The following is a 14,870-nucleotide window of genomic DNA, read 5'->3' on the forward strand; positions in this document are numbered from 1 at the left end:
GCCGCCTTGACGCTCCCGCCCCCGGCGCCTACACTCGCACGCGTTTTGGTGCTCGCGCGTGCCCTCCGGCGCGCGCAGTTAAACGGGAAACAGGGAGCCTGCCTGCGTCGCAGTCGAGCCAACCTGTGCTGCCCCCGCAACGGTAAGCGAACGCATCGTGCCCGCCGCGATGCAGCGCCGCTTCGCCGCATGCCGCGCGCATGCGGACGACCGCCACTGGATGTCCTGCGCATCCGGGAAGGCGAAGCGGCGTGTTCGCCAGCCCGGATACCGGCCTAAACGTTGGGGTTCAGCGCCGCGGGGAGGCGGCGCATCGTCCACGGCCGCAGCGTGCCCGACACCCGAGCGTTTCCCGATTCCCGTCGTCCGACCGCCTGCGCGAGTGCGCATGATCCGGCGCGATGAAGGGCCGGACCGCGCGGGGCCGCGCAGCGACGGCCGTGTTGGCATTCTTCATGTCGACCGTTCGCAAGGGAGCGTCATGCTCGATTCGCTGTTTCGCCTGTTCAACGACAGTCCGTCCGGGCTGCGCGGCAAGATCATCGCCATCTATTCGTTGTTGATCGCCTTCAACGCAGGCGCGTGGATCTGGGCGTTCGCCGCCTTCCACGGCCAGCCCGTGCTGCTCGGCACGGCGCTGCTCGCGTACGTGTTCGGGCTGCGCCATGCGGTCGACGCCGACCACATCGCGGCCATCGACAACGTTACGCGCAAGCTGATGCAGGAGGGCCGCAGCCCGCTCGGCGCCGGCCTGTTCTTCTCGCTCGGCCATTCGACGGTGGTGATCGTGATGTCGGTCGTGGTCACGCTCACGGCCGCGTCGCTTGCGCGCTTCGAGAGCATGAAAGCGTGGGGCGGCGTGATCAGCACGAGCGTGTCGGCGTTCTTCCTGCTGGTGCTCGCGATCGCGAACCTGCTGATCCTGATTTCCGTCTACCGGACGTTTCGCGCCGCGCAGCGCGGCGAACCGATCGTCGACGCCGATCTCGACCTGCTGCTGAACCAGCGCGGCGTGCTCGCGCGCCTGTTCCGTCCGCTGTTCCGGCTCGTGTCGCGCAGCTGGCACCTGTATCCGGTCGGGTTCCTGTTCGGTTTCGGCTTCGACACGGCGACCGAGATCGCGCTGTTCGGCATCTCGGCGGCACAGGTGCAGGGCGGTCTGTCGTTCTGGTCCGTGATGGCGCTGCCGATGCTGTTCACCGCCGGCATGACGCTGGTCGACACGACCGACGGCATCCTGATGATGGGCGCGTATCGCTGGGCGTACGTGCGGCCGATCCGCAAGATCTACTACAACATGACGATCACCTTCGTGTCGGTGCTGGTCGCCGCGCTGATCGGCGGCATCGAGGTGCTCGCGCTGCTCGCGGACAAGCTGTCGCTGCAGGGCCCGGTGTGGGACTTCGCGTCGATGGTGGCGTCGCACTTCGGCATGCTCGGCTATGTCGTGATCGGCCTGTTCCTCGCATGCTGGCTCGTGTCGGCCCTGATCTACCGGTTAAAGCGCTACGACGAGATCGACGTGACGATCTCTGCCTGACTCCCCTTACGAACCTGGATATTCCATGACCCTACGCAAGCTGCCCGTCACGATCGTCACGGGCTTTCTCGGCAGCGGCAAGACGACGCTGATGCGCCACATCCTGCAGCACGCCGAAGGCCGCCGCATCGCGGTGATCGTCAACGAGTTCGGCGAACTCGGCATCGACGGCGAAATCCTCAAGGGCTGCGGCATCGGCTGCGAGGAGACAGAAGGCGCGCAGGACGAAGCGTCGGGCCAGCTTTACGAACTCGCGAACGGCTGCCTGTGCTGCACCGTGCAGGAAGAGTTCTATCCGGTGATGGAAGCGCTCGTCGAGCGCCGCGCGGACATCGACCACGTGCTGATCGAGACATCGGGGCTCGCGCTGCCGAAGCCGCTCGTGCAGGCGTTCAACTGGCCGACGATCCGCAACAGCTTCACGGTCGACGCGGTTGTGACCGTCGTCGACGGGCCGGCCGCCGCGAGCGGCCAGTTCGCGGAAAACCCGCAGGCCGTCGACGCGCAACGCCGCGCCGATCCGAACCTCGACCACGAATCGCCGCTGCACGAACTGTTCGCCGACCAGCTGTCGTCCGCCGACCTCGTGATCGTGAACAAGGCCGATCTCGTCGGCGACGCGCAGTTCGCGCAGATCGAAACCGCGATCCGCGACGAGATCCCGCCGCAGGTGAAGATCGTGCGCGCGACGCGCGGCGAGCTCGACCTCGCCATGCTGCTCGGGCTCGAATCGGCGTCGGAGGAAACGATCCACCTGCGCCACGACCATCACGGCTCGGCCGACGACGGCGATCACGACCACCATCACGACGACTTCGACTCGGTGGTCGTGTCGGGCGACGCGGGCTCGCGCGAAGCGACGATCGCCGCGCTGCAGCGTGTCGTCGAAGCGCACACGATCTACCGCGCGAAAGGCTTCGCCGCGCTGCCCGGCGCGCCGATGCGGCTCGTGATCCAGGGCGTCGGCCGCCGCTTCGACAGCTACTTCGACCGTCGCTGGCAGGACGGCGAAACGCGCGCGAGCCGCTTCGTGCTGATCGGCGAGGATCTCGACGCGGCCGCGCTGCAACGCGCGTTCGACGCCGCGTGCGCGGCCGAACCGCAACAGGCGTAACGCACGATGCATCTGCTGCGCACCACGCCGGGCGGCTTCGTCGACGATACGCAGGGTGTCGTCCGGATCGACCAGCAACCGGCCGACATCGTGATCCTGAGTTCGGCCGACACGACGCTGTCGCTGCTCGCGAGCGTCGTGCCGCAATTGCCGGCCGGCTTCCCGAGCGTGCGGCTCGCGAACGTCACGTTCCTGCGGCAGCCGGCGTCCGTCGATTTCTATGTCGACGACGTGCTGCGCCACGCGAAGACGGTCGTGATCGATCATCTCGGCGGCGAAGCGTACTGGCCGTACGGGATCGAGCAGGCCGTGTCGCTTGCGTCGAAGCGCGCCCAGCAGCTCGCGATGTTCTCGGGCGACCTGCAGGAAGATCCGAACCTCGTCGCGAAAAGCACGGTCGCGCCGGACCTGTGCCGGATGTGGTGGCGCTACCTGCGCGAAGGCGGCGTGCACAACGCCGAGGCGCTGCTGCGCAGCATCGCATTCCATACGCTCGGCTTCGGCGACGAACCCGAGCTGCCGCGCCCGCTGCCGGCCGCCGCGCTGTATCACCCGGCGCGCGACCGCGCGAGCGTCGACGACTGGCGGCCGCGCTGGACGCCCGGCGCGCCGGTCGTCGCGATCCTGTTCTATCGCGCGCACTGGCAGGCCGCGAACACGGCCGTGTTCGATGCGCTGGCCGACGCGCTCGTTCAGGAAGGGCTGAATCCGCTGCCGATCGCGGTGACATCGCTGAAGGACGCGGTGAGCCGCGAGGTCATCACGCAGCTGTGCGACACGCACGGCGTCGCGCTCGTGCTGAACACGACCGCGTTCGCGGCCGGCGCGATCGATGCCGCCGAGCCGGACGTGCTCGCCGGCGACGCGCCGGTGCTGCAGGTGATCCTGTCCGGCGGCAATCGCGACGCGTGGGTCGCCGACAACCAGGGCCTGCACGCGCGCGACATCGCGATGCATATCGCGCTGCCCGAGGTCGACGGGCGCATCGTCACGCGCGCGGTGAGTTTCAAGGGGCTCGCGTATCGCTGCCCGCATACCGAGGTCGACGTCGTGCGCTACCAGCCGGACGCGGAGCGGATCGCGTTCGTCGCGGCGCTCGCGCGCGGCTGGTGCCGGCTGCGCACGCTCGACAACGCGAGCAAGCGCGTCGCGCTGATCCTCGCGAACTATCCGCAAAGCGAAGGGCGGATCGGCAACGGCGTCGGGCTCGACACGCCGGCGTCCGCGCTGCGCGTGCTCGCGGCGCTGCGCGACGCGGGTTACGCGCTGGCCGACCTGCCGCCCGACGGCGACGCGCTGATCGCGCGGCTCACCGAAGGCGTGACCAACGACGCGGCCGTGCATGCGCTGCGCCCGGCGTTCCAGAGTTTCGCGCTGGCCGATTACGTCGCGCGTTTCGCGCGGCTGCCGGCGGCCGTGCGCGACGCGCTGAACGCGCGCTGGGGCCCGCCCGAAGCCGATCCGACGCTGCGCCACGGGCGTTTCACTATCGCGGGCTGGCGCGCGGGCAACGTGTTCGTCGGGATCCAGCCGTCGCGCTCGCGCGACGAGAACGACTACGCGAGCTACCACGACGCGGATCTCGTGCCGCCGCATGCGTATCTCGCGTTCTATTTCTGGCTGCGCGATGCGTATCGCATCGACGCGATCATCCATCTCGGCAAGCACGGCAACCTCGAATGGCTGCCGGGCAAGAGCGTCGCGCTGTCCGACGCGTGCTGGCCCGACCTGACGCTCGGGCCGCTGCCGCATCTGTATCCGTTCATCGTCAACGATCCGGGCGAGGGCAGCCAGGCGAAGCGGCGCGCGCAGGCGGTGATCGTCGATCACCTGATGCCGCCGCTCACGCGCGCGGAAAACTACGGCCCGCTGCAGGATCTCGAGCGGCAGGTCGACGAATACTACGAAGCGCTGATGGTCGATGCGCGGCGTGCGAAGCTGCTGAGGAAGACGATTCTCGCGACGATCGCCGAACACCGGCTGCACGACGAACTGAGCGTATCGCCGCCGCGCGACGCGGGCGACGAGGATGCGCTGCTGACGCGCGTCGACGCATGGCTGTGCGAACTGAAGGAAGCGCAGATTCGCGACGGGCTGCATGTGTTCGGCGTATCGCCGGCCGGTCGTCAGCGGCGCGACACGCTGCTCGCGCTCGCGCGCTTTCCGGTCGGCGACGGCAAGGGCGCACGCGCGGGGCTGATCGGCGCGCTCGCGCGCGACCTGATGCCCGGCGACGATTTCGATCCGCTGTCGGCCGACTGGGCCGCGCCGTGGGCCGGCCCGCGGCCGGCGATCCTGCAGGCGCTCGACGCATCGCCGTGGCGTCATGCGGGCGATACGCGCGAGCGGCTCGAACGGCTCGCGCAGCAATGGCTCGACGGGCTGTGCGCAGCCGCCGGCGGCAACCCCGGCACCGACGCGACGCCGCCCGGCGAATGGCCGCATACGCTCGCGGTGATCGAACGTGTCCGCTCGACGCTGATGCCCGCGCTCGACGCATGCGGCGGCGAGGAAATGCGCCAGCTGCTGCGCGGGCTCGACGGCCGCTTCGTGCCGCCGGGGCCGAGCGGCTCGCCGTCGCGCGGCCGTCCCGACGTGCTGCCGACCGGCCGCAACTTCTACTCGGTCGACACGCGCGCGGTGCCGACGCAGGCCGCGTGGTCGCTCGGCCTGAAATCCGCGCAGCAACTGATCGAGCGGCATCTGCAGGATCACGGCGACTATCCGCGCGCGATCGGCCTGTCCGTGTGGGGCACGGCGACGATGCGCACGGGCGGCGACGACATCGCGCAGGCGTTCGCGCTGCTCGGCGTGCGGCCGAAATGGGCGCACGGCAGCCATCGCGTGACCGACTTCGAGATCCTGCCGATCGAGATTTTCGATCGGCCGCGCATCGACGTGACGCTGCGCGTGTCGGGCTTCTTCCGCGACGCGTTCCCGAACCTGATGCACCTGTTCGACGCGGCTGTGCAGGCCGTCGCGGCACTCGACGAACCCGAGGAGCTGAACCCGATCCGCGCACGCATCGAGCGCGAACGCGCGAAATGGATCGCGCAGGGCGTGCCGCCCGACGAAGCGCGGCGCCGCGCCGGCTGGCGCGTGTTCGGCGCGCGGCCGGGCAGCTACGGCGCGGGCCTGCAGGACCTGATCGACCAGCGCCGCTGGCAGGGCGACGCCGATCTCGCGGAGGCATACCGCCAGTGGGGCGGCCATGCTTACGCACAGAACAGCGCGGGCGACGCCGCGCCCGACGTGTTCGGCGAGCGGCTGGCGACGATCGACGTCGTCGTGCAGAACCAGGACAGCCGCGAGCACGACATCCTCGATTCGAACGACTACTACCAGTTCCAGGGCGGGATGACGGCGGCCGTGCGGCACCTGTCCGGGCAGCAGCCGAGCATCTATCACGGCGACCATGCGAACCCGGTCGCGCCGAAGATGCGCACGCTGCGCGAGGAGATCGCGCGCGTGATCCGTTCGCGCGTCGTCAACCCGAAATGGCTCGACGGCGTGAAGCGCCATGGTTACAAGGGCGCGGCCGAGCTGGCCGCGACCGTCGACTACCTGTACGGCTATGACGCGACCGCGCGCGTGCTGTCCGACCACCAGTACGCGCTCGTCGCCGACGCCTACCTGTTCGACGACGACACGCGCGCATTCGTCGAACGGCACAACCCGAAGGCGCTGCACGGCATCTGCGAACGTTTCGTCGAGGCGATGCAGCGCGGCCTGTGGCAGCAGCCGGGCGACTATCGCGAACGGATCGAAGCGGTCTGGCTCGCAAGCGAACAACTCCGGGAAGGGGGACGGCGATGACCGATCCGACGATGCACCTCGCCCGCGCGGTCTTTCCGTTTGCGGCGCTCGTCGCGCAGGACGCATTGCAGCAGGCGCTGCTGCTCGCCGCGATCGATCCGTCGCTCGGCGGCGTGCTGGTGAGCGGGCCGCGCGGCACCGCGAAATCGACCGCCGCGCGCGGCCTCGCGGAGCTGCTGCCCGAAGGGCAGTTCGTCACGCTGCCGCTGTCGGCGAGCGACGAACAGGTGACGGGCACGCTCGATCTTGCGCATGCGCTGGCCGAAAACGGCGTGCGTTTCCGGCCGGGCCTGCTGGCTCGCGCGCATCTCGGCGTGTTGTATGTCGACGAAGTGAACCTGCTCGCCGACGGCCTCGTCGATACGCTGCTCGACGTCGCCGCGAGCGGCGTGAACATCGTCGAGCGCGATGGCGTATCGCATGCGCACGACGCGCGCTTCGTGCTGGTCGGCACGATGAATCCCGAGGAGGGCGAGCTGCGCCCGCAGTTGCTCGACCGCTTCGGGCTGATGGTCGAGCTCGAGAACTGTTTCGATGCCGCGCAGCGCGAGCGGATCGTGAAGGCGCGGCTTGCATTCGATCTCGATCCGGATGCGTTCCGCGCACGTCATGCATCCGCGCAGCGCGAACTCGGCGAGCGGATTCATGCGGCGCGAGCGCGGTTGGCGATGCTCGATTTCGACGATGCGGTGCATGCGCGCGTCAGCGCGCTATGCATCGACGCGGCCGTCGACGGGCTGCGCGCCGATCTCGTGATGCTGCGCGCCGCGCGCGCGCTCGCCGCGCTGGAACAGGCCGATGCGGTGACGGTCTCGCATGTGGAACGCGTGGCCGAAGCAGTGCTGCGGCACCGGCGCCATGCGGGTACGCCGCCATCGTCCGGCGCGTCGCAGCCGGGCGGCGAACGTGACGATCGCAACGATCGTTCGCCGCCGGATGCGCGCCGGCAGCCCGATGACCAACCGGGAGCGACAAGGAACGACACCACGGCACCGCAGGGCGACTGGGGCTACCTGCCGCCCGAACCCGCTGGCCTGCGCGACGTGAAAAGCGTCGTGCCGCTGCCGCTAAAAAAACGCTGAGCCATCGAGCAGACGCCGCCGCGAACGCCGTTCGCGGTCCTCGATGGCAATCAGGCGCAACTGTGCGCGTGCCGGGCACGGTGCGTGCCGGCACGGCCGTTGCGTGGCCGGCGACGCTCGCCGCGAAACGCGGCGATTCGCTGCACCACGGCCATCTGCGCTTCCGGAAACGGGCCGGCACGCCGAACGCGCTGCATTGCTTCGTGCTCGATTGTTCGGCGTCGATGCTGTCGCACGATCGGCTCGCGCTGGCGAAGGGGTTGATCGTCGCGTATTTCGATCGCGCGGCGCGCGACCGCGCCGAAACCGCACTGATCTGCTTCGGCGGCAACGGCGCCGCGCGGCGCTTCGGCCCGGCCGTGCCGCGCTGGTGGAATGCGCGCTGGCTCGAACCGGTCGACGGCGGCGGCGGCACGCCGCTTGCCGACGGCATCGCGGCCGCCGCGAACCTGCTCGCGCGCGATGCGCGGCGCACGCCCGACAAGCAGCGCTGGTTATGGGTGCTGTCCGACGGGCGCACGCGCGAGATGCCGGCGAAACCCGCGGCGGCCGATCACGTCGTGTTCGTCGACTTCGACGATGCGGCCGTGCGGATCGGGCAGGGCGCACGACTGGCCGATGCGTGGGGTGCGCAGTGGGTGATGGCCGATGCGCTTTGCACGGACCTCGCAGGCTGATCGGGCCGCGTGCCGGCGCAAGGCCATGGCCGACGGTGCGATATGATCGCCGCTTCTGCTTCTCCCCTTTGGAAAACCCGCCATGCAAGTACTGGTCGATGCCGATGCGTGTCCCGCCGTCATCAAGGACATGCTGTTTCGCGCCGCGCGTCGTGCCGAAATCTGCGTGACGCTGGTCGCGAACCAGTTTTTGCGCACGCCGCCGTCGCCGTTCATCAAGGCGGTGCAGGTGCCGGCCGGCTTCGACGTCGCTGACGCGCGCATCGTCGAGCTGGCCGAGGCCGGCGACCTCGTGATCACCGCCGACATCCCGCTGGCTGCCGCCGTCCTCGACAAGGGCGCGCACGCGCTCGACCCGCGCGGCAACTGGTTCAGCCGCGAGAACATCGAGGAACGCCTGTCGACGCGCGCGATGATGGATCAGTTGCGCAGCGCGGGCATCGACACGGGCGGGCCGGCGCCGTTCAGCGCGCGCGACGGCAAGACGTTTGCGTCGCAACTCGACCGGTTCCTGGCGCGACACGGCAAGCCGTGACGCCGTGTGTCGGTGGCCATCCGCCATCGATGGTCCCGCATGCGGAAACGCTCGCACGCGCCACTCGGCCATGCGCCGGGTCCGCATCGGATCGTGTGCGTCACCCTGGTCGGGATGCAGGTTTTCGCCGACGCTGCTATCGTGGCGCGAACCACTACACAGGAGCGCACGCGTGTCACCGACCCAACTTCTCGTTCCGACGTTTACCCATATGCTGCGCGCACAGTCCGCGTGGCTCGACAAGGCTGTCGCGCACCGGCAGGCCGCGGGCGACGAGCCCGATGCGGCGATGGCACTGAAGCTGGCGGCCGACATGTATCCGCTTGCCGCACAGGTGCGCTTCTCGTGCTTCCAGGCGATGGAGCCGGTCTACCGGCTGCGCGGCGAGCCGCTGCCGGATGCGCTGCTGGCATTGCGCGAAGCCGGATGGAATGCGGATGCGCAGCCCGGCTCGCTGAGCGATGCGCAGGCGATCATCGCGGGCACGCTCGCGTTTCTCGGCGAACTCGCACCGGATGCGCTCGATGGCGGCGCCGCGCAGCCGATCGCGCTCGACATGCCGAACGGAGTCGCGTTCGACATGACGGGCGAACAATACGCGCGCGACTGGGCGCTGCCGCAGTTCTACTTCCACGCGATCGCCGCGTACGCGATCCTGCGCCATCACGGCGTCGAACTCGGCAAGGCCGACTACGTGCCGCACATGCTCGCGTACGTGCGGCCCGGCACGATTCCGCAAGGGTAAGTGGTAAGTGGTGAGCGGGCCAACTGGCCGCGAAGCGGCATGACGCGGGCACTGTTCATCTGCAGCCGCAACCGGCTGCGCAGCCCGACGGCCGAAGCGGTATTCGCCGCGTGGCCGGGCGTCGAAACCGACTCCGCGGGCCTCGCGCCCGACGCGGATACGCGGCTGTGCGCCGAGCAACTCGATTGGGCCGACATCGTCTTCGTGATGGAGCGCGCGCACAAGGCGAGGTTGTCGGCGCAATTCGGCGCTCACCTGAAGCACAAGAAGATCGTCTGCCTCGACATCCCCGACCGTTACGCGTTCATGCAGCCCGAACTCGTCGCGCTGCTCGAACGCAAGGCCGGCCCGTTCCTGCGCGCGTGACCGCCGCAACCGACATCGGCGTCAGCGCAGCGGGCCGTTCTCCATCGCTGAAAAACAGTCGAGGCGCAGCAGCTCGATGATCTTGCGCGTCGGCACGCTCGCACGGAGCGTGTCGAGCCGGTCGACGGTGAACCACTTGCAGCGGGCGATCTCGTTGCTCGCGCGCGGCGTCAGGTGCGCCGGCACGTCGGCCACGAACACGTGATGCAGCTTCGTCAATCCGCCGAATTGCACCGCGTAGTCGAGCGCAAGCCCCTCGAGCCGCGTTTCCTCCGCGAGCTCCCGCTGCGCGGCCTCGAGCGGCGTCTCGCCGCGCCGGATCGTACCGCCCGGCAGCGACCAGCGCGACGCGGTGCGGGCGACCAGCAGCACGCTGCTGCGCTGGCGGCACACGATCGTGGCGCGTTCCTTGATGACGGCGAGGGTATCCGGCCCGGTACTCATGTTCGGCAAAACAGGTGCTGAATCGTGGAGAAATGGCGCGTAGGCGGTGCGTGATCCGGCAGCGGGCCGCGATGGCATGCAGACTGCCGCAGCGATCTTACCGGCCGTTCGTGACAGTTCCGTGCACGGCCAGGCGCCGCCCGCGCCGGGTTACGCGTGCGTGTAGATCCCGTTGCGCGTCGGCTTCGCGTGGCGCGGCTGGCGGCGCTTGTGGACGGCGCGCCGGTGAGGCGGCGGCGCGTGCCGGTGCGCGGGCGCGGGCCGTGCGTCCGGGGTCCCCGTCTGTCCTTCGCCGAAATGGAAAGTCTGGGTTTGCGCGTGTCCGACGCCCAGCGTCGACGCCAGCATGAAGGCTGCCAGCAAGATCCGTTTCATGAATATTCCGCCTGATTTTTTCGAGATGAACGATTTTCGTCAGCTTAACGAACGGCGGGGCGACGCGGCAACCGGCCCGTGTTCGGTTTCGTCCCAACTTGCGTCCAGCGGCGTTATCCGCGCGTCGGCCGGGTGCATCCGGGCTTGACAACATAATTCCTGAGTGTGAATATAAATTCACACACAAGAATTATTTGCCGAATCCGGAAAGTCGCGCCGCAGGCGCCGGCCGCCGGAACCGGCAGTCCGATCAACCGGAACCAGGAGCGAGACGCATGGCGGAACGGGAGCAGCAGGGCGCGCTGGCGGGATTGCGCATCGTCGATCTGTCGCGGGTGCTGGGCGGCCCGTACGCGACGCAGATCCTCGCCGATCACGGCGCGGAAGTGATCAAGGTCGAACCGCCGTCCGGCGACGAGACGCGCACATGGGGCCCGCCGTTCGACGGCGACACCGCGTCGTACTTCCTCGGCGTGAACCGCAACAAGCTCGGCGTCGCGCTCGACCTGTCGCAACCGGACGACCGCGAGCGGCTGCTCGGCCTGCTCGAACATGCCGATGCAGTCGTCGAGAACTTCAAGATCGGCACGATGGAGCGCTGGGGGCTCGGTTTCGACGCGCTGCATGCGCGGTTCCCTCGCCTCGTCTATTGCCGCGTATCGGGCTTCGGCGCGGACGGCCCGCTCGGCGGGCTGCCCGGCTACGACGCGGCCGTGCAGGCGCTCGCGGGGCTGATGAGCGTAAACGGCGAAGCCGGCGGCGCGCCGCTGCGTGTCGGCGTGCCGATCGTCGACCTGGTCACCGGGCTGAACGCGGCGCTCGGCGTGCTGATGGCGCTGCGCGAGCGCGATGCGAGCGGCCGCGGCCAGTTCGTCGAAGCGACGCTGTTCGACTGCGCGCTGTCGATCCTGCATCCGCATACGCCGAACTACTTCCATTCGGGCAACGCGCCCGTGCGCACCGGCAACGCGCATCCGAACATCACGCCGTACGACAGCTTTCCGACGGCCACCGTCGACATCTTTCTGGCGGTCGGCAACAACGGGCAGTTCGCGGCGCTGTGCGACGTGCTCGGCACGCGCGAGTGGCCCGGCGATCCGCGTTTCGCGGACAACCGCGCGCGCAGCGCGAACCGCGCCGCACTGCGCGTGCTGCTCGAAACGGCACTGGCCGGACACGACGGCGCGGCGCTCGCCGAGCAACTGATGCGCCGCGGCGTGCCGTGCGCGCCCGTGCTCGGGCTCGACGCGGCGCTCGACCACCCGCATGTCGCGCATCGGGGGATGAAGGTCGAGCTGGGCCGGCATCGCGGCATCGCGTCGCCGATCAAGCTCGGCCGCACGCCGGCCACGTACCGGCGGCCGCCGCCCGCGCTGAACGAACATGCGGCGCAGGTTTTTGCCAGCGCCGATAACGACAGCGACACCCGCCGGGACTGACCGGCATCGCGGCCGGCGCCCCCGTGCCGTGCGCCCGACGGCGACACACGGCCGCGCGGGTCGCACACGACATTCGAACACCACGCCGGCCCGCGCACGGATGCACCGGCTGAAGAGGAGACGCATCATGCTCGCATGGATCGGCGCGATCGCCATCGTCGCGCTGTTCGGCCTGATCATCACGAAGCGGCTGTCGCCGCTCTTGGCGCTGATCGTCGTGCCGGTGGCCGCGTCGCTTGCGGCCGGTTTCGGGTTGACGACCGGCAAGTTCATCGTGCACGGCGTACAGAACATCGGCCCGATCGCCGGGATGTTCGTTTTTGCGATTCTATTTTTCGGAATCCTCACCGACGCGGGAATGCTCGACCCGATCATCGCGGGCGTGCTGCGCGTGATCGGCTGCCATCCGCCGCGCATCGTGATGGGCTCGGCGCTGCTCGCGCTGCTGATCCATCTCGACGGCTCGGGCGCCGTCACGTTTCTCGTCACGCTGCCCGCGATGATGCCGCTCTATACGCGGCTCGGGATGGATCGACGCATCCTCGCGTGCGTTGCATCGATGGCGGCCGGCGTCAACTTCCTGCCGTGGGTCGGGCCGATGCTGCGCGCGTCCGCGGCGCTGCACATTCCCGGCTCGACGATCTTCATGCCGATGATTCCGGTGCAGATCGTCGGGCTCGTGTTCGTGTTCGGCACCGCGTACGTACTCGGCGCGCGCGAGGCGAAACGGCTCGGGCTCGATCGCGCCGGCGCGGCGTCGCTCGCGGTCGCACCGCGCGAGCTGACCGACGCCGAACGCGCGCTGCGCCGGCCGGACCGCTTCCGCATCAATCTCGCGCTGACGCTCGTCGTGCTCGTCACGCTGGTGTCGGGCATCGTCGACCCGATGGTGATGTTCATGCTCGGCACGGTCGCCGCGCTCGTGATCAACTACCCGGACGTGCAGGCCCAGCGCGAGCGGATCGATGCGCATGCGAAGGCCGCGCTGATGATGGCGAGCGTGCTGCTCGCGGCCGGCGCGTTCACCGGCATCATGTCCGGCACCGGGATGCTGAAGGCGATGGCGGAAGTCGTCGTCGCCCATGTGCCGATCGAGCATGCGCGCCACATGCCGTTCGTGCTCGGGCTGTTGTCGATGCCGCTCAGCCTGCTGTTCGATCCCGATTCGTTCTACTTCGGCGTGCTGCCGGTGCTCGCGGAAAGCGGCAAGCTGCTCGGCGTGCCGCCGATCCAGATGGCGCAGGCCGCGCTGCTTGGCCAGATGACAACGGGCTTCCCGGTGAGCCCGCTCACGCCTGCGACGTTCCTGATCGTCGGCCTGACCGGCGTCGAGCTCGCCGAACACCAGAAATTCACGATTCCGTTCCTGTTCGCTGCCACCGTGCTGATGGTCTTCGCCGCGGTCGCGACGGGCGTGTTTCCGTTATGAGCGCCCGCAGGCCCGTCGCTTCGCGCCAGGCTCTCCGAGGTAACTTCCTTCGGGGCGGATATCTCGGGGCGGCTCGGCGTTTTCTTGAGAACGGCGCGGCCGTTCACCTTTTCCGGGAGAGCAGTCCATGCAGTTCGACCTGACCGACGACCAGCGCGCGATCGAAAGCGCGATCGAGAAAATCTGCGCGCGCTTCGGCGACGACTACTGGCTCGAACGCGATCGCGCGGGCGGGTTTCCGGCCGATTTCCACGCGGCGCTCGCCGAGGCCGGCTGGCTCGGCATCGCGATGGACCCGGCCCACGGCGGCGCCGGGCTCGGGATGACCGAGGCCGCGCTGATGATGCGCACGATCAGCGCGTCGGGCGCCGGCCTGTCCGGCGCGTCGGCCGTCCACATGAACATCTTCGGGCTGAACCCGGTGCAGGTGTTCGGCAACGACGCGCAGAAGGCGCGCTTCCTGCCGCCGCTGATCGCCGGGCGCGACAAGGCTTGCTTCGCGGTGACGGAACCCGACGCGGGCCTCGACACCACGCACCTGACCACGCAGGCGCGCCGCGACGGCGATCACTACGTGCTGAGCGGGCGCAAGATCTGGATCTCGACCGCACAGGTCGCGAACAAGATGCTGATCATCGCGCGCACGACGCCGCTCGACCAGGTCGCGAAGCCGACCGACGGGCTGAGCCTGTTCTATACCGATCTCGACCGTTCGCGCGTCGAGGTGCGCGAGATCGAGAAGATGGGCCGCAAGGCCGTCGATTCGAACATGCTGTTCATCGACAACCTGCGCGTGTCGCGCGACGACCTGATCGGCAACGAAGGCGACGGCTTTCGCTATCTGCTGCACGGGCTGAATCCCGAACGGATCCTGATCGCCGCGGAGGCGATCGGACTCGGGCAGGCCGCGCTGCGCCGCGCGACGCAGTATGCGTGCGAGCGCGTCGTGTTCGGCCGGCCGATCGGGCAGAACCAGTCGATCCAGCATCCGCTCGCGCTGGCGTGGATGCAACTCGAGGCCGCGTGGCTGATGGTGATGAAGGCCGCGACGCGCTACGACGCAGGGCAGTCGTGCGGCGCGGAGGCGAACGCGGCGAAATACCTCGGCGCGGAAGCCGCGTTCCAGGCCTGCCAGACGGCGATCGCGACGCACGGCGGGATGGGCTACGCGAAGGAATACCATGTCGAGCGCTACCTGCGCGAGTGTATGATTCCGAGGCTCGCGCCCGTGAGTCCGCAACTGATCCTGTGCTACATCGCGGAGAAGGTGCTCGGGCTGCCGAAGTCGTACTGACGCGCGGCAGCCCG

The 14,870-nt window shown here is 69.1% G+C and carries 13 protein-coding genes and 1 riboswitch; of the genes, 11 read left to right on the top strand and 2 right to left on the bottom strand.

Going from position 1 to position 14,870, the window contains the following annotated elements; translation table 11 throughout:
• Positions 1–29 precede the first annotated feature (29 nt).
• A riboswitch (cobalamin riboswitch) is annotated at positions 30–293 on the top strand.
• 188 nt (positions 294–481) lie between these two features.
• From R9B84_RS08490 to R9B84_RS08525, 8 genes are all read left to right on the top strand, one after another.
• Positions 482–1,540, top strand: coding sequence for a HoxN/HupN/NixA family nickel/cobalt transporter (locus tag R9B84_RS08490; RefSeq protein ID WP_423757628.1), 1,059 nt, complete (start codon positions 482–484; stop codon positions 1,538–1,540).
• 25 nt (positions 1,541–1,565) lie between these two features.
• On the top strand, positions 1,566–2,654 hold the full coding sequence (gene cobW, locus R9B84_RS08495) for a cobalamin biosynthesis protein CobW (RefSeq protein ID WP_152864010.1): 1,089 nt from the start codon (positions 1,566–1,568) through the stop codon (positions 2,652–2,654).
• A gap of 6 nt (positions 2,655–2,660) precedes the next feature.
• Complete coding sequence (gene cobN / locus R9B84_RS08500) at positions 2,661–6,470, top strand: cobaltochelatase subunit CobN (protein WP_423757629.1); 3,810 nt, start codon at positions 2,661–2,663, stop codon at positions 6,468–6,470.
• On the top strand, positions 6,467–7,552 hold the full coding sequence (locus R9B84_RS08505; RefSeq protein WP_423757630.1) for an ATP-binding protein: 1,086 nt from the start codon (positions 6,467–6,469) through the stop codon (positions 7,550–7,552). The genes cobN and R9B84_RS08505 overlap by 4 nt, the downstream gene beginning before the upstream one ends.
• Before the next feature lie 68 nt (positions 7,553–7,620).
• Entirely contained in the window at positions 7,621–8,229 is a 609-nt protein-coding gene (locus tag R9B84_RS08510; RefSeq protein WP_423757631.1) for a vWA domain-containing protein, read from the top strand.
• 82 nt (positions 8,230–8,311) lie between these two features.
• On the top strand, positions 8,312–8,764 hold the full coding sequence (locus R9B84_RS08515) for a YaiI/YqxD family protein (RefSeq protein ID WP_047900659.1): 453 nt from the start codon (positions 8,312–8,314) through the stop codon (positions 8,762–8,764).
• A gap of 172 nt (positions 8,765–8,936) precedes the next feature.
• On the top strand, positions 8,937–9,509 hold the full coding sequence (locus tag R9B84_RS08520; RefSeq protein ID WP_423757632.1) for a DUF1993 domain-containing protein: 573 nt from the start codon (positions 8,937–8,939) through the stop codon (positions 9,507–9,509).
• A gap of 39 nt (positions 9,510–9,548) precedes the next feature.
• Entirely contained in the window at positions 9,549–9,875 is a 327-nt protein-coding gene (locus R9B84_RS08525) for a low molecular weight protein tyrosine phosphatase family protein (protein ID WP_423757633.1), read from the top strand.
• Positions 9,876–9,896: 21 nt separating this feature from the next.
• Here the strand turns inward: R9B84_RS08525 and R9B84_RS08530 are convergent, their stop codons facing one another.
• A complete protein-coding gene (locus R9B84_RS08530) occupies positions 9,897–10,319 on the bottom strand; it encodes an NUDIX hydrolase (protein ID WP_423757634.1) in 423 nt (140 codons plus the stop codon).
• 150 nt (positions 10,320–10,469) lie between these two features.
• Positions 10,470–10,694, bottom strand: a complete 225-nt coding sequence (locus R9B84_RS08535; RefSeq protein WP_423757635.1) for a hypothetical protein — start codon at positions 10,692–10,694, stop codon at positions 10,470–10,472.
• A gap of 275 nt (positions 10,695–10,969) precedes the next feature.
• On the opposite strand from R9B84_RS08535, the gene R9B84_RS08540 reads away from it, so the two are divergent.
• The 3 genes from R9B84_RS08540 (at position 10,970) to R9B84_RS08550 (ending at position 14,856) form a co-directional block, all read left to right on the top strand.
• On the top strand, positions 10,970–12,133 hold the full coding sequence (locus R9B84_RS08540; RefSeq protein WP_423757636.1) for a CaiB/BaiF CoA transferase family protein: 1,164 nt from the start codon (positions 10,970–10,972) through the stop codon (positions 12,131–12,133).
• A 127-nt stretch (positions 12,134–12,260) separates the two neighbouring features.
• A complete protein-coding gene (locus R9B84_RS08545; RefSeq protein ID WP_423757637.1) occupies positions 12,261–13,562 on the top strand; it encodes a CitMHS family transporter in 1,302 nt (433 codons plus the stop codon).
• Positions 13,563–13,689: 127 nt separating this feature from the next.
• Positions 13,690–14,856, top strand: a complete 1,167-nt coding sequence (locus R9B84_RS08550; RefSeq protein WP_152864030.1) for an acyl-CoA dehydrogenase family protein — start codon at positions 13,690–13,692, stop codon at positions 14,854–14,856.
• Positions 14,857–14,870: the final 14 nt, after the last annotated feature.

Source organism: Burkholderia sp. NLJ2, assembly GCF_049487195.1.
Classification (GTDB): domain Bacteria; phylum Pseudomonadota; class Gammaproteobacteria; order Burkholderiales; family Burkholderiaceae; genus Burkholderia; species Burkholderia pyrrocinia.

Bases quoted from the DNA above. Each gene is read 5' to 3' on its own strand.
- cobN (WP_423757629.1), top strand. From the start codon at position 2,661: ATGCATCTGCTGCGCACCACGCCGGGCGGCTTCGTCGACGATACGCAG.
- R9B84_RS08525 (WP_423757633.1), top strand. From the start codon at position 9,549: ATGACGCGGGCACTGTTCATCTGCAGCCGCAACCGGCTGCGCAGCCCG.
- R9B84_RS08550 (WP_152864030.1), top strand. From the start codon at position 13,690: ATGCAGTTCGACCTGACCGACGACCAGCGCGCGATCGAAAGCGCGATC.
- R9B84_RS08515 (WP_047900659.1), top strand. From the start codon at position 8,312: ATGCAAGTACTGGTCGATGCCGATGCGTGTCCCGCCGTCATCAAGGAC.
- R9B84_RS08490 (WP_423757628.1), top strand. From the start codon at position 482: ATGCTCGATTCGCTGTTTCGCCTGTTCAACGACAGTCCGTCCGGGCTG.
- R9B84_RS08530 (WP_423757634.1), bottom strand. From the start codon at position 10,319: ATGAGTACCGGGCCGGATACCCTCGCCGTCATCAAGGAACGCGCCACG.
- R9B84_RS08535 (WP_423757635.1), bottom strand. From the start codon at position 10,694: ATGAAACGGATCTTGCTGGCAGCCTTCATGCTGGCGTCGACGCTGGGC.
- R9B84_RS08545 (WP_423757637.1), top strand. From the start codon at position 12,261: ATGCTCGCATGGATCGGCGCGATCGCCATCGTCGCGCTGTTCGGCCTG.
- R9B84_RS08540 (WP_423757636.1), top strand. From the start codon at position 10,970: ATGGCGGAACGGGAGCAGCAGGGCGCGCTGGCGGGATTGCGCATCGTC.
- R9B84_RS08505 (WP_423757630.1), top strand. From the start codon at position 6,467: ATGACCGATCCGACGATGCACCTCGCCCGCGCGGTCTTTCCGTTTGCG.
- cobW (WP_152864010.1), top strand. From the start codon at position 1,566: ATGACCCTACGCAAGCTGCCCGTCACGATCGTCACGGGCTTTCTCGGC.